Annotated in this window: 15 protein-coding genes and 1 pseudogene; 8 read left to right on the forward strand and 8 right to left on the reverse strand. The window is 74.2% G+C overall.

The features are described 5' to 3' along the window. Positions 1-402: 402 nt before the first annotated feature. Complete coding sequence (locus tag ACIP37_RS28995) at positions 403-726, reverse strand: hypothetical protein (RefSeq protein ID WP_363588061.1); 324 nt, start codon at positions 724-726, stop codon at positions 403-405. A 59-nt stretch (positions 727-785) separates the two neighbouring features. Next, positions 786-1,655, reverse strand: a complete 870-nt coding sequence (locus ACIP37_RS29000; RefSeq protein ID WP_363588063.1) for a MurR/RpiR family transcriptional regulator — start codon at positions 1,653-1,655, stop codon at positions 786-788. 205 nt (positions 1,656-1,860) lie between these two features. Here ACIP37_RS29000 and ACIP37_RS29005 point away from each other — a divergent pair, with 205 nt between their 5' ends. Then, a complete protein-coding gene (locus ACIP37_RS29005) occupies positions 1,861-2,280 on the forward strand; it encodes a hypothetical protein (RefSeq protein ID WP_363588065.1) in 420 nt (139 codons plus the stop codon). A gap of 108 nt (positions 2,281-2,388) precedes the next feature. On the opposite strand, the gene hutH is transcribed toward ACIP37_RS29005, so the two are convergent. Then, the gene (gene hutH, locus ACIP37_RS29010) at positions 2,389-3,972 is read right to left on the reverse strand and encodes a histidine ammonia-lyase (protein WP_363588067.1); all 1,584 of its coding nucleotides are present in this window, start codon (positions 3,970-3,972) and stop codon (positions 2,389-2,391) included. A gap of 157 nt (positions 3,973-4,129) precedes the next feature. Here hutH and fdhD point away from each other — a divergent pair, with 157 nt between their 5' ends. Continuing rightward, entirely contained in the window at positions 4,130-4,999 is an 870-nt protein-coding gene (gene fdhD / locus ACIP37_RS29015; RefSeq protein ID WP_400844707.1) for a formate dehydrogenase accessory sulfurtransferase FdhD, read from the forward strand. Here fdhD and ACIP37_RS29020 read toward each other — a convergent pair. Next, a complete protein-coding gene (locus ACIP37_RS29020; RefSeq protein WP_400844709.1) occupies positions 4,989-6,188 on the reverse strand; it encodes a macrolide family glycosyltransferase in 1,200 nt (399 codons plus the stop codon). The two genes, fdhD and ACIP37_RS29020, sit on opposite strands and share 11 nt — an antisense overlap. Before the next feature lie 127 nt (positions 6,189-6,315). On the opposite strand from ACIP37_RS29020, the gene ACIP37_RS29025 reads away from it, so the two are divergent. After that, on the forward strand, positions 6,316-6,912 hold the full coding sequence (locus ACIP37_RS29025; RefSeq protein ID WP_400844713.1) for a TetR/AcrR family transcriptional regulator: 597 nt from the start codon (positions 6,316-6,318) through the stop codon (positions 6,910-6,912). A gap of 607 nt (positions 6,913-7,519) precedes the next feature. On the opposite strand, the pseudogene ACIP37_RS29030 reads toward ACIP37_RS29025, so the two are convergent. From ACIP37_RS29030 to ACIP37_RS29040, 3 genes and pseudogenes are all read right to left on the reverse strand, one after another. After that, a pseudogene (locus ACIP37_RS29030) lies at positions 7,520-8,752 on the reverse strand (diguanylate cyclase domain-containing protein); the annotation flags it as partial. Between the two features lie 347 nt (positions 8,753-9,099). Continuing rightward, positions 9,100-10,224, reverse strand: a complete 1,125-nt coding sequence (locus tag ACIP37_RS29035) for an adenylate/guanylate cyclase domain-containing protein (protein ID WP_363588075.1) — start codon at positions 10,222-10,224, stop codon at positions 9,100-9,102. A 169-nt stretch (positions 10,225-10,393) separates the two neighbouring features. Continuing rightward, on the reverse strand, positions 10,394-11,287 hold the full coding sequence (locus tag ACIP37_RS29040; RefSeq protein ID WP_400844716.1) for a biotin--[acetyl-CoA-carboxylase] ligase: 894 nt from the start codon (positions 11,285-11,287) through the stop codon (positions 10,394-10,396). 241 nt (positions 11,288-11,528) lie between these two features. Here ACIP37_RS29040 and ACIP37_RS29045 point away from each other — a divergent pair, with 241 nt between their 5' ends. From ACIP37_RS29045 to ACIP37_RS29065, 5 genes are all read left to right on the forward strand, one after another. Continuing rightward, a complete protein-coding gene (locus ACIP37_RS29045) occupies positions 11,529-13,118 on the forward strand; it encodes an acyl-CoA carboxylase subunit beta (RefSeq protein WP_350877319.1) in 1,590 nt (529 codons plus the stop codon). A gap of 25 nt (positions 13,119-13,143) precedes the next feature. Next, positions 13,144-13,347, forward strand: coding sequence for an acyl-CoA carboxylase subunit epsilon (locus ACIP37_RS29050; RefSeq protein WP_400844719.1), 204 nt, complete (start codon positions 13,144-13,146; stop codon positions 13,345-13,347). A gap of 137 nt (positions 13,348-13,484) precedes the next feature. Then, complete coding sequence (gene mmpB, locus ACIP37_RS29055) at positions 13,485-13,610, forward strand: morphogenic membrane protein MmpB (RefSeq protein ID WP_279634918.1); 126 nt, start codon at positions 13,485-13,487, stop codon at positions 13,608-13,610. A gap of 73 nt (positions 13,611-13,683) precedes the next feature. Beyond that, positions 13,684-14,283: a nucleoside triphosphate pyrophosphatase gene (locus ACIP37_RS29060; protein WP_400330463.1), complete on the forward strand. Its 600-nt coding sequence runs from the start codon at positions 13,684-13,686 to the stop codon at positions 14,281-14,283. A 288-nt stretch (positions 14,284-14,571) separates the two neighbouring features. Next, the gene (locus ACIP37_RS29065; protein WP_363580282.1) at positions 14,572-16,347 is read left to right on the forward strand and encodes a biotin carboxylase N-terminal domain-containing protein; all 1,776 of its coding nucleotides are present in this window, start codon (positions 14,572-14,574) and stop codon (positions 16,345-16,347) included. A 79-nt stretch (positions 16,348-16,426) separates the two neighbouring features. Here the strand turns inward: ACIP37_RS29065 and ACIP37_RS29070 are convergent, their stop codons facing one another. Continuing rightward, entirely contained in the window at positions 16,427-17,383 is a 957-nt protein-coding gene (locus ACIP37_RS29070) for a DeoR/GlpR family DNA-binding transcription regulator (RefSeq protein ID WP_400811353.1), read from the reverse strand. Positions 17,384-17,407: the final 24 nt, after the last annotated feature.

A 17,407-nucleotide genomic window follows, 5' to 3' on the forward strand; every position in this document is an offset into this window, starting at 1 on the left:
ACCGGACTGCGGGTCGAGATCATCGGAGGCGCCCTGCTGCTGTCTCCGCCCCGCCGGGGCAAGCACGCCGGCACCGTGCGGCAGCTGCGCGAACGGATCGGATCACGACTGCCCGGCCTCGGGGCCTACGAGGCGGCATCCATCGCCTTTCCAGGCGACGAGGACGACTACGCGACGCCCGACCTGGTCGTCCTACCCGCGCGGGGGGAGAACCAGCATTCCTCGCGGTCGACCCCCGCAAGGGTGTCTGGACGCTTCGCACCCACCCCCACGACGGCGAGTACCAGGGCGTGCTGCACGGCAAGTACGGCGAGCCCGTCCCGCTGCCCGTCCCGCTGCCCGCGCCGCTGCCCGCCGAACTGGACACCTCCGCACTGCCGCCGTACGCACCCCGCGCCTGAGTCAGGCCGCGGCGTCACCATCCCAGTCGATGCCGATCTCGGCGAGCCAGCGGCGGTCGGCGGCGTCGGGGGCGGGCGGGGTCGGCGGGCGGGGGATGTTCTGGACCGGGCCGAGGCCGTACTTCTCGGCGGCCGCGGCGGCGGTGCGGGCGTCGGGTTCGATGACGCCGACGTGCACGGCGGACTCGTCTCCCGGGTCGAGGACGGTCAGTTCGGGATCGGGCAGGCGCCGCAGGGTGACACGGCGTCCGCAGGTGGGGCAGGACCATTCGTCGACACCCGAGGCCAGGCGGGCGACGAACTTCATCTCGTGGATCACGCGCATGGGCGGCACCCCCTGCTGTAGGGGATGCCCGGGTTCGTGACGGCTACTCCCCGCCGTGTCTACTCCAAAAACAGGCCACGTGCCGCGGCGGACTGCTCGATGGCCTCCAACCTGGCCTCCGCGCCCGGGAGTTCGTCACACATGCGCTGCAACAGCACCCGGCCGAGCATCATCGGCGCGCACGCGGTGTCGAAGACCAGCCCGGTGCCGACGGCGGCCGGCAGCATCAGGTCGGAGAGCTTGGCGACCGGCGCGAAGGCGCTGTCGGCGACGGTCAGCACCGTCAGCCCGCACTCGCGGGCCACCACCAGTGCGTCCATCAGCTCCCGCGGGTAGCGCGGCAGCGCGAAGCAGAGCAGCGCGGTGGCCCCGGCCGCGGCGGCCTGTTCCAGCCGGTCGGCGAGCATGCTGCCGCCCTCGTCGAGGAGGCGGATGTCCGGGTGCACCTTGGCGGCGAAGTAGGCGAAGCCGCGCGCCTGCGCGGAGGCGGCCCGCAGGCCGAGCACCGGCAGCGGGCGGGAGGCGGCGAGCAGCCGGGCGGCGCGGGTGATCGGCTCGGGGTCGGCGAGGAGTTCGGCGAGGTGGCGCAGGTGGGCGATCTCGGCGAGCACGGCCTGCTGGTGCTCGTTGCGCACCGCGTCGTCGGGGGTCTCCGGCGCGGCGGTCTCGCCCGCGCCGAGTTCGCGCAGCTGCTTGCGCAGCGCCGGGTAGCCGTCGTAGCCGAGGGCGACCGCGAAGCGGGTGACGGACGGTTGGCTGACGCCGGCGAGTTCGGCGACCTCGACGCTGGAGAGGAACGGCGCCTCGGTGGCGTGCCGGACCAGCGAGTGCGCGATCCGCCGCTGGGTCGGGGTCAGTCGGTGGCCTTCGAACAGCTGGAGCAGCCGGGCGGAGGGGCCGACCGTGCCGGCCTCGTCGGTGGCGGTCATCAGCGGTACCTCCGGATGCGAGCGATTCGGACGACGACTGTGCAGCAGTGCGTCGCGCCTGGCAAAGACGTCTCGTACGGCGGGACGCCGGGTGAGACGGCCCGAGCGGGTGGGAGCTCGGGGTAACCCTGAATTCTCCCTGAACCCGCCCGGATTCCCCCACCGACGGATGGACCGCGCCCCGGCGCGGGCCCAGGCTGGTCCCATGGACACTCGCCAGGACGACCTGCGGCGCGACCTCGACGCCGCCCTGCACGCTCGCAAGGAACTCGGCAAGGAGTACGAGCCGGAGCTGGTCGACTCGTTCCTGAGCCGCCTGGACGCCCGGTTGGACGCCCGGGTCGAGCGCCGGGTGGCCGAGCGGATGGACGACTACGAGCCCGCGCACCGGCGCCGACCGCACCGCCCGGGGCCGGGGCTCGGCCTCCCCGGCAACCGGCTTGCGGTGATCTCGCTGGTCCTCGGCATCCCGCTGACCGCGATCGCGGCCAGCCCGCAGAGCGGCGGCTTCATCGGCCTGATCGTCAGTTGGGCGGGCATCGTCGGGGTCAACTTCGCCGCCGCGTTCGGCAACCGCCGGGACCGGGACGAGCCGCGGTCCCGGTCCCGGGACGACTGGGACTGAGCCCCGCCGCCCGCACCGGACCCGACGGCCCGTCACGCCGAACGCACCGAACGCACCGAACGCACCGATCTCACCAGGTCACACCAGGTCACACCAGGTCACACCGGCTCAGGCCAGCGGCCCGGTGACCCGCTCCACCGCCCGCACCAGCTCCCCGGAGGCGACCAGCGCGGCCGCCGCCTCCAGGTCCGGCGAGAGGAAGCGGTCGCGGCCCGCGCCGCCGACCCCCGCCTCCCGGGCGGCGGCCATGGCGGCCGCGGTGGCCGGGGCCGTCCGGCCCGCGCCGTCGGCCTGCTGGCGGATCTCCAGGGCGCGGGCGGCGGCGGTGAGTTCGACGGCGAGGATCCGGCCGAGGTTGTCGACGGCCTGGCGCAGCTTGCGGGCGGCGGACCAGCCCATCGACACGTGGTCCTCCTGCATCGCGGAGGACGGGATCGAGTCGACCGAGGCCGGGACGGCGAGCCGCTTGTTCTCGCTGACCAGCGCCGCCTGGGTGTACTGGGCGATCATCAGGCCGGAGTCCACGCCGGGGTCGTCGGCCAGGAAGGCCGGCAGGCCGTGCGAGCGGGCCTTGTCGAGCAGTCGGTCGGTGCGGCGCTCGGAGATCGAGCCCAGGTCGGCGGCGGCGATGGCGAGGAAGTCCAGCACGTACGCGACCGGGGCGCCGTGGAAGTTGCCGTTGGACTCCACCCGGCCGTCCGGCAGCACCACCGGGTTGTCGACCGAGGCGGCCAGCTCGCGGGAGGCGACCAGCTGGGCGTGGGCGAGGGTGTCCCGGCCGGCGCCGGCCACCTGCGGGGCGCAGCGGATCGAGTAGGCGTCCTGGACCCGCGGCGCGTCGTCCTGGTGGTGGCCGGTGAGGCCGGAGTCCTTGAGGACGGCCAGCATGTTGGCGGCGCTCAGCGCCTGGCCCGGGTGGGGGCGGATCGGGGCGTGCAGTTCGGGGGCGAGCACCTTGTCGGTGCCGAGCAGCGCCTCCAGGGTCATCGCGGCGGTGATGTCGGCGGTGGTGTACAGCCGTTGCAGGTCGGCGATGGCCATCACCAGCATGCCGAGCATGCCGTCGGTGCCGTTGATGAGGGCCAGGCCCTCCTTCTCCAGCAGTTCGACGGGCTCGATGCCGGCGGCGGCGAGCAGTTCGGCGGCGGGCTTCTCCACGCCGTCCGGGCCGGTGGCCACGCCCTCGCCCATCAGGACCAGCGCGCAGTGCGACAGCGGCGCGAGGTCGCCGGAGCAGCCGAGCGAGCCGAACTCCCGGACCACCGGGGTGATGCCCGCGTTGAGCAGGGCGGCCATGGTCTGCGCGACCAGCGGGCGCACCCCGGTCCGGCCGGAGGCCAGCGTCTTCATCCGCAGGAAGACGAGTGCCCGGACGACCTCGCGCTCGACGGCCGGTCCCATCCCGGCCGCGTGCGAGCGCACCAGCGACCGCTGGAGCTGCGCCCGCAGTTCGGGGCTGATGTGCCGGACGGCGAGCGCGCCGAATCCGGTCGACACGCCGTAGACGGGGCGCGGTTCGGCCGCGAGGGCGTCGATCCGTGCCCGCGCCGTCGCCATCTCGGCGAGCGCGTCGGGGCCTATCTCGACCCGGGCGTTCCCCCGGGCGACGGCCAGCACGTCCTCGGCGCTGACGTCGGCCTTGCCAACCTGGACCAGCGGAGCGTCGGGGGCCACAGCACTGTGCATATCCATATACACCATCACATCAGGTGAATGAAGATATGACAACAGGTGGTCGCCATCCGGAACGGCCACGATCGCACGCCCCGTACCGGCCGGCAGGACTTTCCCCCGGCCCGCCCCGTGCCGCACGCTGGTGCCCACGGACACGCACGGAGGTGGCAGGGCGATGACGCGGGCGACAGCACGGCGCCGGGTGGTGCGGCTGCGGGGGGACGAGCGCGGGGTGCGGCCGGACTCGCTGGCGGCGGAGGAGCCGCTGGAGATCCGGCTCGGCGGCGAGCCGCTGACCGTCACCATGCGCACCCCCGGGCAGGACTTCGACCTGGTAGCCGGGTTCCTGGTCGGCGAGGGGCTGGTGCACACCTCCGAGGAACTCGCCGCCCTGCGGTACTGCGCCGGGACGGACGAAGCCGGCGCCAACACCTACAACGTCGTCGACGCCACCCTGCGCGGCGCCGCCCGCGCGCTGCCGCTGTCCGCGCACCGCAACCTGCTCACCACCAGCGCCTGCGGCCTGTGCGGCCGGGACACCGTGGACGCCGTCCGCACTCACGTCCGCCACCCGGTGGGCGAGGACCCGCTCACCGTCCCGCCGTCCCTGCTGTACGGCCTGCCGGACCGGCTGCGGGCCGCCCAGCGCACCTTCGAGTCCACCGGCGGCCTGCACGCGGCCGGCCTGTTCGACGCCGCCACCGGCGAACTGCTCTGCGCCCGCGAGGACGTCGGGCGGCACAACGCGGTGGACAAGGTGGTCGGCTGGGCGCTGCGCGAGGGCAGGCTGCCGCTGACCGGGCACGTCCTGCTGGTGAGCGGCCGGGCCTCGTTCGAGCTGACCCAGAAGGCCGCGCTGGCGGGCGTCCCGCTGCTGGCGGCCGTCTCGGCGCCGTCCTCGCTCGCGGTGGACCTCGCGGAGGAGCTGGGCCTGACCCTGGTCGGCTTCCTGCGCGGGGAGGGCGCGAACGTCTACACCCGGCCGGACCGGATCACCGCGCCCTCCCCCGCCACGTCCTCCCCCGCCGTGCCGGTCACCCCCTGAGCTCGGCCTCGATCAGGTCCGCCGCGCGGGCGGTGCCGCCCTCGGCCCGGCCGGCGGCGGCCAGCGCCTTCAACCGCTCGGCCACCGCCGGGTCGCCGACCAGCTCCAGCAGCGCGCCGCGCAGCGCCTCCGGGGTGGCCTCCCCGGTGTCCAGGCGGCGGGCGACGCCGAGCCCCACCAGCGCGTCCGCGTTGGCGTACTGGTCTGCGGCCTGCGGCACGGCGATCATCGGCACGCCGTGGTACAGCCCCTCGCTGGAGCCGCCCATGCCCGCGTGGGTGACGAAGGCGTCCGCCTGCGCGAGCACCGACAGTTGCGGCACCCACCGGTGCACCTCGACGGTGTCCGGCACCTCGCCCAGGTCGGCCAGGTCGGTGTGCGCGCCGACCTGGAGCACCGTGTGCCAGCCGGGCAGGTCGCCGAAGGCCTGGACGCAGGCCCGGTAGAACGCGGGCTGGTGGGTGAAGGCCGAGCCGAGCGAGACCAGCAGCACCTTCTCGGCGGCAGCCGGCCGCCACCACTCCCCCTGATGGGCGCGGTCGCCGAAGCACGGCCCGACGAAGCTGACGCGCCGCTCGTCGACCCGGTCCGCGTTGGGCTGCAGGGCGCGCGGGATCAGGGCGACGGCCCGCACCGGGCGGCCCTTGAAGGCGTCCACGTCGCGTTCCACCGCCCCGGCCTCGGCCAGCCAGTCGGCGAACCGCCGGTGGTGCTCGGCGCCGCCGGGCCCGTTGCGGATCGCCTCGTACACCTCCGCCATGTCCTGCTCGAAGCCCTCCCAGCCGACGTAGGTGGGCGACAGCTGCACCACCGGCACGCCCAGCCGCTCGCCGAGCGCCCGCCCGGCGAAGCCCGCGATGTCGTGGAGCACCAGGTCGGGGCGGTCGTCCGCGAAGGCCTCCAGCAGGACGGGGTGCATCGCGAGGGCGTCGTCCAGGAACACCTCCTGGATCGCCACCGGGTCCTCCGGCCACCCGCTCGGGTCGTCGGCGAGCGGCAGCCGCGTCGGGTACGGGACGAGGCGGGCACCGGTGGACTCGACGGCCTCGGCGAAGGAGGCGTCGTTGACGTAGCTGACCCGGTGGCCCCGGGCGACCAGTTCGGCGATCACGGCGAGGCTGGGGTTGACGTGCCCGTGGGCCGGGACCGAGACCATCAGGATGTGGGCGGGGTGGGCGGAGCGGGTCATGGGGCCTCCAGGGTTCAGAACAAGACGAGACGGTCCGTCTCGCTGGCGCCCCTCCAGCATGATCCCGGATCCGACGCCGCGTCAAGACGATACGTACCGTCTCGCCACTTCGCTTAGAATTTCCGCCATGGCCCACAGAACCGCCCCCGATCCCGCCCGCCGCAGCGAACGCTCCCGCGCCGCCGTCCTCGCCGCCGCCTCCGAACTCGTCGCCGAGGTCGGCTTCGGCAAGCTCACCATCGAGGCGATCGCCGCCCGGGCCGGCGTCGGCAAGCAGACCATCTACCGCTGGTGGCCGTCCAAGGGCGCCGTCGTCTTCGACGCCTTCCTCGCCACCAACGAGCACGAGGGCGGCCTCGACCTCCCCGACACCGGCGACCTCGCCGCCGACCTGCGAACCGTCCTGCGCCCCACCACCGCCGAGCTCACCGACCCCGCCCTCGACCGCAGCTACCGCGCCATCACCGCCGAGATGCTCAACGACCCGGCCCTGTACGCCGAGTACCGCACCCGCCTGCTGAACCCACTCCTCGACGTCACCCGCGCCCGCCTGCACAGCGCCCGCGAGGCCGGCCAGCTCGCCCCCGCCGCGGACCTCGACCTCGCCCTCGAACTCCTCTACGGCCCGCTCCACTACCGCTGGCTCTACCGGCTCGGCCCGCTCGACCCCGCCTACGCCGACCGCCTGGTCGAGGCGGTCCTGCGCGCCCTCGGGCCGGCCTGACCGCGCCGACCAGCCTCCCCCGGCCTCACACCACCGGGGGCGAGGCCGCGCCCGCCAGGGCGACGGCCACCAGGGCGCGCATGGCGAAGGCGGCCTGGCCCAGCGGCAGGGTGGCGTCGTCGGCGAAGAGTTCGACGAGCCAGCCGCCGGCCGGGTTCTGGCCGCCGGCGGCGACCATGCCGCGGTAGCCGGAGACGACCAGCATGGCCTCCTCGGCCGGGTCGTTGCCGGCCGCGCCGGCGCGCAGGGCGAAGGCGCCGCCGCGGACGGCGCGGCGGGTCATCGGGTAGTGGCGCAGGTCGAAGACGGCGTCCGGGGCCTCGATCTGGGCCCGCTGGGTCTCGGCGCGGGTGCTGCTGGGGCCGCTGGTCATCCGGTAGACGGCGTGCTGGGCGGTGCGCATGAGGTGGGAGCCGGGCGGGACGTAGGAGACCCACCAGCCGACGGCGTCGAGCAGCCGGGCGGAGGCCTCGGCGACGACGACGAGCTTGCCGAGGGTGTCGGCGGGGTGGACGGCCCGGGCGGCGGCGGCCTGGTCGAGGGCCGCGAGGACGGCGGTGAGCAGCTGGCCCGGGTCGGCGCTGTGCGCGGCGCCCCGGAAGCGCCGCCGGTCGCCCGCCCCGGCCCGGCCCGGGCGGGCGCGTCCGTCGGCCCGGTGGTGCGGGTCGGCGGCGTCGGCGAGCAGCACGGTGGGGTCGGGCGAGAAGCCGGGGCCGTGGCTGCGCCCGGCGACGACGGGGTGGGCGGCCCGGGCGGCCTTGGCCCGGTACTGGGCGGCGTCGGCGAGCCGGAAGAGCCGGTCTGGGGTGGTGACCGGGCCGATGGAGTCGCCGGTGGAGGCGACGCCGCAGGCGACGCCCTCGCCTTCGGACAGGGCCAGGGCCCGGGCGCAGAGCTCCTCGGCGACGGCGACGACCTCGTCGGCCTTCTGCCCCTCGGCGAGCAGGCAGAACTCGTCGCCGCCGAGGCGGGCGGCGAGGCTGCCGGGGAGTTTGGCCGCGGCGACCGAGAGCTGGTGGGCGAACCGTTCGAGCAGCCGGTCGCCCATTTCGTGGCCGAGCTGGTCGTTGACCCGCTTGAGGCCGTTGACGTCGCAGACGACGAGCGAGACCACGGTGTTGTCCCGGTTGTGCGCCGTGAGGGCGCTCTCCAGCCGGGCGTCGACGGCGCGCCGGTTGGCGAGGCCGGTGAGCGGGTCGGAGAAGGCGAGTTTGCGCAGGTCGGCGAGGCGTTCGGTCTGGGCGAGGCCGGCCGAGATCTGGGCCGCGAGCAGGGTCGCGTAGTCGGTGTCGGCGGCGACGAACCCGGGCTTCCCGACGCTGCGGGCCAGGTACAGCTCGCCCCAGGCCTGCCCGTGCAGGACGATCGGGGCGACCACGCAGCAGGCGCGGCCTCGCCGGCGCAGCGCCGCGGCGCGTTCCTGGCAGTACGCGCCGGCGGTGGGGTGGGCGTGCCCGGCGTGCGGTTCGGCGTTCTCGGCGGTCTGCAGCCAGGCCCGAGGGAGGCGCCCGGTGGTCCAGCGCTCCTCCAGATAGGTGACGATCTCGGGGAAGTCGGCGACGGGGTAGGACTCGTCCTCGGGCAGTTCCTCCTCGCCGGGCGCGAGCTCCCCGTGGTTGACCAGGACCCGGAGCCGGCCGGATTCGCGGTCCCAGACGGAGACGGCCGCCATGGTCGCCCCGAGTGCCTCGGTGGCGCGGGCGGCGGCGGCCCGGACGGCCTCCAGCGGGGTGAGCGCGCGGGCCATGTCCTGGGCCAGCTCGACCACGGACTGCAGCCGCAGGTCGGGCAGTTGGCCGGACAGCCGCGGGCCGCCGCAGTCGCAGCCGCGGTCCGTCATGATCGCCTCGCTGCTCACCGGCTCGCCTCGCTCCCTGTGCCCGGTCCTGCCGGACCCCCGACGGCGGCCGCACCCACCCGGCCGCTTTCACCAAGACTATGGCGGTTTCGTTCGGTTATGCCCCGTTTGCCGGGGCGGACCCGCAACCGACCGTACGGGTTTCAACCGTTCGGCACCCCAAGCATCGGGACCGGCCCGGGGCCACGTCCTGGAAAGGGCCGGGGAAGGCTGGAAAGGCCCGGGAAAAGCCGGGAAGGGCACAGGAGAAGACCGGAAGGGGCCCGGAAGGGAGCGGAAAGGCTCCAGGAGAGGCGCGAGAAGGGCCCGGGAGGGGCAGCGGCGGAGGCCTACTCCGGCTTCAGCCGCCGCGACAGCAGCCACGGCTCGACCAGCCCGAGCCCGCGCACCGGCCGGCGCCACATCGGCTGCAGGTGGAACCGGTGCCCGGCGTCCAGGCCCGGCACCGGCAGGCCCGAGGCGGGCATCCCGGCGGCGGCCGACAGCGCCTCGGCGAGGCCGGGGCCGTCCGCGTCCGGCGGGGCCACGCTGCCGTACTGCTCCAGCGCGGCGGCGAACTCGCCGTCGATCAGCACCGCGTCCTTGGGCGCGATCGAGGTGAGCCGGCTGGCCAGGTTCACGGTGGTGCCGAAGACGTCGCCCATCCGCGAGGTGACCGTGCCGAAGGCCATGCCGACCCGCAGCGCGGGGATGGTCTCGTCCTCGGCGAGGGCCTCGATCAGGCTGAGCGCGATCTCGGCGGCGGTGACCGGGTCCTCGGAGACGTAGAGGATCTCGTCGCCGAGGGTCTTGATGACCCGGCCGCCCTGCCCGGCGATCAGGTCCGAACAGGTGTTCTCGAAGGTCTCGACGAGTTCGCCGAGCTCCTCCTCCTCCAGCCGCCGCGACAGCCGGGTGAAGCCGACCAGGTCGGCGAAGCCCACCGCGAGGCGGCCGCTGGTGATCTCGTTGTCCTCGGCGGCCTGGACCACCCGGCCGGTGACGGCGGCGAGCTGGCGGCGCCAGACGTACACCAGGAACTGCTCCAGCTCCGGCAGCAGCAGCTCGACCAGCGGGTAGGCGACGTCGGCGCGGGTCAGGCCGGGCTCGACGGCCTGGGTGAGGTTCTCCAGGAAGGTGTCCATCTGCCAGCCGGCCAGCCGGGCGGTGGTCTGGCCGGTGGAGCGGGCCACCTGGATCGCCATCGACTCGCTGAGCAGGCCGGACTCGACCAGGCCGGCGAGCCGGCGCAGGGCGATCACGTCGCCGTCGGTGAGGGCCCGGGACTGGCCGATGTCGGGGAAGCCCATGGCCCGCCAGAAGCGGGTCGCCAGCTCCATCGGGACGTCGGCGGCCCGCGCGGCCTGGTACGGGGTGTAGCGGCGTGGCGCGTCCAGGATCAGGCGTTCCAGTTCGAGCGCGACCGTGGGGTCGTGGGTCCCCGATGTCGCGCCGCTGCTGCCGTCCTCTGCCACCGGTCCGTCCCCGTGCGGTCGCCGCACTCGCCTCGTGTCCTGCCTGTCCGGGCGCGCCCGCCACCCGGCGGGCAGTGGCGCGCCTCACACCGCTGCCAGGTGGAATGTTCGCACGGAATCGCGCGATCCGGGGCATCAGCCCGGGTCAAGGAGAGGTGAAGAGTGCCGTTCAGCGGGGCTCGGGGCGCACGTGGACGACGTCCCCCGCGCCGACCGCCCGGCGTGCGCCGTCGGGGGTGCGGACCACCAGGCGGCCGTCGCCGTCGATCGCCACCGCCTCGCCGACCAGCTCCCGGTCGCCCGGCAGGTGCACCTTCACCTGGCGGCCGAGCGTGGTGCAGCGGTCCGCGTAGGCGCGGAGCAGCTCGCTGGTGTGCGGGTCGCCGGCGGCGGCCGTCCAGGTGCGGTACAACCCGGCGAACTCGCGCAGCAGGGCGCGCAGCAGGGTGGACCGGTCGGTGACCTCGGCGCTGGCCAGCGCGAGCGAGGCGGCGGTGGGGACGGGCAGTTCGGGCTCGCGCAGCGAGACGTTGATGCCGAGGCCCGCGACCACGGCGCCACCGCTCAGCTCGGTGAGGATGCCGCCGAGCTTGCGCTCGGCGCCGTCGATCTCCACCTGGAGGTCGTTGGGCCACTTCAGCCCGACCTCGACCCCGGCGACCCGGCTCAGCGTGCTGGCGGTGGCCACCCCGACCAGGATCGGCAGCCAGCCGTAGCGTTCGACCGGCACCTCCTCGGGGCGCAGCAGGACGGACAGGAACAGCCCGGAGCGGGCCGGGGCGCTCCACTGGCGCTCCAGCCGGCCGCGCCCGGCGTTCTGCACCTCGGCGACCAGCACCGCGCCCTGCGGGGCGCCGGCCCGGGCGCGGGCGGCGAGGTCGTTGTTGGTGGAGCCGGTCTCGGCGACGACGTCCACCGAGGTCCAGAGCCCGTCCGGGACCAGCAGGTCGCGGCGCAGCGCCGCCTCGTCCAGCGGCGGGCGGTCCAGGTCGGTCCACGGCGACGGTCCGGCGTGGCCGAAACCGCGCAGTCCACTGCGGCGGGGGGAGTCGGGTGCGGTCATGGTCCAGAACACTAGGGGGTGTGCGGACGCCGGGGGCGTAGGCCGCCCCATCGTCCCGCAGAACGCGCGTTGACACACTGTGTCAATGGCCATAACGCCAGGACGTGACGTCCGGGCCCGCGCGCTGGCTACGCTACCCAACGGTAGTTCGCAGCGCCGCCCTGCCCTCATGCGCGGGCCCCCACTCCGGCCCGCGCGCACTCGAACAGGTCGCGGCCCATGGATCAGGGAGAGCCACCGGATGACCGAGGCGCCGTACGACCCCCACACCACCGCCGGCAAGCTCGCCGACCTGCGGCGCAGGCTCGACGAGGCGGTGCACTCCGGCTCCGCCGCGGCCGTGGAGAAGCAGCACGCCAAGGGCAAGCTGACGGCCCGCGAGCGGGTCGCGGAGCTGCTGGACGAGGACTCCTTCGTCGAGTTCGACGAGTTCGCCCGGCACCGCTCGACGAACTTCGGGCAGGAGCGGAACCGCCCGTACGGCGACGGCGTGGTGACCGGCTACGGCACCGTGGACGGCCGCCAGGTCGCCGTCTTCGCCCAGGACTTCACCGTGTTCGGCGGCTCCCTGGGCGAGGTGTTCGGCGAGAAGATCGTCAAGGTGATGGACTTCGCGCTGAAGACCGGCTGCCCGGTCATCGGCATCAACGACTCCGGCGGCGCCCGGATCCAGGAGGGCGTGGTCTCGCTCGGCCTGTACGGCGAGATCTTCCGCCGCAACGTGCACGCCTCGGGCGTGATCCCGCAGATCTCGCTGATCATGGGCCCCTGCGCGGGCGGCGCGGTGTACTCCCCCGCGATCACCGACTTCGTGGTGATGGCCGACCGGACCTCGCACATGTTCATCACCGGCCCGGACGTGATCAAGACCGTGACCGGCGAGGACGTCGGCATGGAGGAGCTGGGCGGCGCCCGCACCCACAACAGCAAGTCCGGCAACGCGCACTACCTGGCCACCGACGAGAAGGAGGCCGTCGAGTACGTCAAGAGCCTGCTCTCGTACCTGCCCTCCAACAACCTGTCGGACCCGCCGTCCTACCCCGAGCAGGCGGACCTCACCGTCACCGACGAGGACCTCGAACTCGACGCCATCGTGCCGGACTCGGCGAACCAGCCGTACGACATGCGCAAGGTGATCGAGCACATCGTCGACGACGGCGAGTTCCTGGAGACCCAGCCGCTGTACGCGGGCAACATCATCACCGGCTTCGGCCGGGTCGAGGGCCAGTCCGTCGGCATCGTCGGCAACCAGCCGATGGACCTGGCCGGCTGCCTGGACATCAACGCCAGCGAGAAGGCCGCCCGTTTCATCCGGACCTGCGACTCCTTCAACATCCCGGTGCTGACCTTCGTCGACGTGCCCGGCTTCCTGCCCGGCACCGAGCAGGAGTGGGACGGCATCATCCGCCGCGGCGCCAAGCTGATCTACGCCTACGCCGAGGCGACCGTCCCGCTGATCACCGTGATCACCCGCAAGGCCTTCGGCGGCGCGTACGACGTCATGGGCTCCAAGCACCTGGGCGCCGACCTCAACCTGGCCTGGCCGACCGCGCAGATCGCGGTGATGGGCGCGCAGGGCGCGGTCAACATCCTGCACCGGCGGGAGATCGCCGAGGCCGGGGCGGCGGGCGGCGCCGAGCAGAAGCGGGCCGAGCTGATCGCCTCGTACGAGGACACCCTGCTGAACCCGTACCTGGCGGCCGAGCGCGGCTACGTGGACGCGGTGATCCCGCCGAGCGAGACCCGCCGGCACATCGTCCGGGGTCTGCGGGCGCTGCGCGGCAAGCGCGAGGTGCTGCCGCCGAAGAAGCACGGCAACATCCCCCTGTAGGCCCCCGTCGGGAGAGAATTGAGCCATGGCCCCGATCCACGTGCTGCACGGGCAGCCGACCCCCGAGGAGCTCGCCGCCGTCCTGGCGGTGGTCCAGGCCCGGGCCGCCGAGGCGGCACGCCTGGCCGGTGCCGGCCCGGCCGCCCCCTGGAACGACCGCTCCCGCCTGTTCCGCCCGGCCGTCCACCCGGGCGTCAACGCCTGGCGGACGTCCGGCTGGGCGAGCTGATCCGCCGGGTGCGGAGTGGGAAGTCGGCCCGTCCGACTTCCCACTCCGCACCCGTTCGGGCCCGTCCGCCCGGATTGCCCGAAAGCTGAGTACGGATACTCAGGCGCCCGGGGCCGGGCGCGGCGCACCCTGGACGTGTGCTCTGGTCAGACCCCCGCGACGAGCCCTCCCCGGAGGCCCGCCGGATGATGGAGCGGCTGCACCGGGCCGGCCGGGTGCTCGCCGCCCTCGCGATGGTGGCCGCCGTCCTCCTCCTGCTGTGACCGCCGCTGATCCGACTGCGGTGGCCGTCGTTCACCCGAACGGCGGACACCGGCACCCCCTACCCTGAGGGGCATGACCGACCAGCGCATCCTCGTCCTCGCCTCCGCCTCCCCCGCCCGCCTCGGACTGCTGCGCCAAGCGGGCCTCGACCCGCGCGTGGTGGTCAGCGGCGTCGACGAGGACGCGATCAGCGCCGCCACCCCGGCCGAACTCGCCCTGGTGCTGGCCGAGGCGAAGGCGAAGGCGGTCGCCGCCGAACTGACCGGCGGCGAGCTGGTGATCGGCTGCGACTCCGTCCTGGAGCTGGACGGCCAGGCCCTCGGCAAGCCCGCCGACGCCACCGAGGCGCTCGCCCGCTGGCAGTCGATGCGCGGTCGTGCCGGGGTGCTGCGCACCGGCCACTGCGTGATCGACACCGCGACCGGCCGGCAGTCCTCGGCGACCGCGTCCACCACCGTCCGCTTCGGCACCCCGGACGACGCCGAGATCGCCGCCTACGTGGCCTCCGGCGAGCCCCTGCACGTCGCCGGGGCGTTCACCCTGGACGGGCGCTCGGCGCCGTTCATCGAGGGCATCGACGGTGACCCGGGCAACGTCATCGGCCTCTCGCTGCCGCTGCTGCGCGCCCTGCTCGCCGACCTGGACGTCCGGCTGGTCGACCTCTGGGCCTGACGGCCGGGCCCGCGGGACCGCGGCGCCCCGCCGCCCGTTCCACCGTCCTTTGAGCCGCCCGCGCGAGAGTGTGTCCGATGCCACCGGGGCACCGGACAACGCCCGGTCACCCGCTGTGGATCCGGCCGGTTCGACCGCACCGGCCGCGACCTGCGGCGTCACCGGACGGGCGGCCGACGGGCCCCGGAAATTCATCACCGTCCGTGTGGGATAGTTCACAACCTGGGGCTACTCGCCGGTACCGCCCAGGAATCCATAAACTCGACCAGGTTCAAGAAGGGAGCCACAGTGCGCAAGGTGCTCATCGCCAACCGCGGGGAAATCGCCGTCCGCGTCGCCCGGGCCTGCTCGGACGCCGGTATCGCCAGCGTCGCCGTCTACGCCGAGCCGGACCGGGATGCGCTGCACGTCCGCGCGGCCGACGAGGCTTACGCGCTGGGTGGAGACACCCCCGGCACCAGTTACCTGGACATCGCCAAGGTCCTGAAGGCCGCGGCGGACTCCGGGGCCGACGCCATCCACCCCGGCTACGGGTTCCTGTCGGAGAACGCCGACTTCGCCCAGGCCGTCCTCGACGCGGGCCTGACCTGGATCGGCCCGCCCCCGCAGGCCATCCGCGACCTCGGTGACAAGGTCACGGCCCGGCACGTGGCGCAGCGCGCCGGCGCGCCGCTGGTCGCCGGCACCCCGGACCCGGTCTCGGGTGCCGACGAGGTGGTCGTGTTCGCCCGGGAGCACGGCCTTCCGGTCGCCATCAAGGCGGCCTTCGGCGGCGGCGGCCGCGGCCTCAAGGTCGCCCGCACGCTGGAGGAGATCCCGGAGCTGTACGAGTCCGCGGTGCGCGAGGCCGTCGCCGCCTTCGGCCGCGGCGAGTGCTTCGTCGAGCGCTACCTGGACAACCCGCGGCACGTGGAGACCCAGTGCCTCGCGGACAAGCACGGCAACGTGGTGGTCGTCTCCACCCGTGACTGCTCGCTCCAGCGCCGGCACCAGAAGCTGGTCGAGGAGGCGCCCGCGCCGTTCCTGACCGCCGAGCAGAACGCCGAGCTGTACCGGGCGTCCAAGGCCATCCTGAAGGAGGCCGGCTACGAGGGCGCCGGGACCTGCGAGTTCCTGGTGGCGCTGGACGGCACGATCTCCTTCCTGGAGGTCAACACCCGGCTGCAGGTCGAGCACCCGGTCACCGAGGAGGTCACCGGACTCGACCTGGTCCGCGAGATGTTCCGGATCGCCGACGGCGAGGAACTGGGCTACGGCGACCCCGAGGTGCGCGGCCACTCGTTCGAGTTCCGCATCAACGGCGAGGACCCGGGCCGGGGCTTCCTGCCCGCGCCCGGCACCGTGACGCTGTTCGCGCCGCCGTCCGGCCCGGGTGTCCGGCTGGACTCCGGCGTGGAGACCGGCTCGGTCATCGGCCCGGCCTGGGACTCCCTGCTGGCCAAGCTGATCGTCTCCGGCCGGGACCGCAAGCAGGCCCTGGAGCGGGCCCGCCGCGCGCTGAACGAGTTCAAGGTGGAGGGCATGGCCACCGCCATCCCGTTCCACCAGGCGGTCGTCACCGACCCGGCGTTCGCGCCCGAGGTGCACGGCGGCGAGGGCCCGTTCACGATCTACACCCGCTGGATCGAGACCGAGTTCGACAACACCATCCCGCCGTTCGCGGGCGCGGCCGGCGACGGCGAGGAGGCCGAGGGCCGCGAGACCGTCGTGGTCGAGGTCGGCGGCAAGCGGATCGAGGTCTCGCTGCCGTCCTCGCTGGGCGTCTCGGCGGCCCCGGCGGCCGGTGCCGCGGGTGCCGCGAAGGCCAAGCGCCGGGTGGGCGCCAAGAAGGCCGGTTCGGCCGTCAGCGGTGACACCCTGGCCTCGCCGATGCAGGGCACCATCGTCAAGGTCGCCGTCGAGGAGGGCCAGGTCGTCGCCGAGGGCGAGCTGATCGTGGTCCTGGAGGCGATGAAGATGGAGCAGCCGCTGAACGCGCACAAGGCGGGCACCGTCGTCGGCCTCAAGGCCGAGGTGGGCGCGAGCGTCAGCAGCGGCGCCGCGCTGTGCGAGATCAAGGACTGACACGCTCCCTGGAGCACCGGCCGGCCCGTACCCCCTCGGGGGGTGCGGGCCGGCCGCGTTCGCGCGGCTGTACGGGCCCTCAGCGCCCGCGCGGGAGGCCCAGCTCGGCCAGCCGGGTCGGCATGCCGCCCGGCCCGGCCGGACCGCCGTGCGCGCCCGGCCGGCGCTGGCCGGGCAGCGGGGCGCCGCCGGGGGGCGGGGCGGGCCGGCGCGCCAGCGGGCCGGGCTGGGTCTGGTGGACGGGCCCGCTGCCGGTGCCGTGCACCGGGGCGTCCCCGGTGGGGGCGGCGCCGAGCGGCGCCAGGTCGATCTGCACCCCGCAGTCGGCGATCGCGTCGAGTTCCCGGGCGGTGCCGTCGTCGGCGGTCGCCTGCTCGTCCGTGACCAGCCGGGTGATGTTCTCGGTGGGCACGGTCTGGAACATGGAGTCCGCGCCGAGCTTGGTGTGGTCGGCGAGGACGATGACCTCGTTGGCCGACTGCACCAGCGCCCGGTCCACGCTCGCGGACAGCATGTTGGCGGTGGACAGGCCCCGCTCCGCGGTCAGCCCGCTGCCGGAGATGAAGGCCTTGGAGACCCTCAGCCCGTGCAGGGACTGCTCGGCACCGCTGCCGACCAGCGCGTAGTTGGAACCCCGCAGGGTGCCGCCGGTCATCACCACCTCCACCCGGTTGGCGTGCGCCAGCGCCTGGGCGACCAGCAGCGAGTTGGTGACCACGGTGAGGCCGGGCACCCTGGCCAGCCTGCGGGCCAGCTCCTGGGTGGTGGTGCCGGCGCCGACCACCACCGCGTCCCCCTCCTCCACCAGGCCGGCGGCGAGGTCCGCGATGGCGCTCTTCTCCGCCGCGGAGAGGTGGGTCTTCTGCGGGTAGCCGGGTTCGCGGCTGAAGCCGCCGGGGAGCACCGCGCCGCCGTGCCGGCGGTCGAGGAGCCCTTCTGCCTCCAGGGCCCGTACGTCGCGGCGCACGGTCACTTCGGAGGTCTGGACGACGCGGGCCAACTCCCGGAGCGAGACCGCTCCGTTGGCGCGCACCATTTCGAGGATCAACTGGCGACGTTC

This window comes from Kitasatospora sp. NPDC088861, from assembly GCF_044750105.1.
Classification (GTDB): Bacteria; Actinomycetota; Actinomycetes; order Streptomycetales; family Streptomycetaceae; genus Kitasatospora.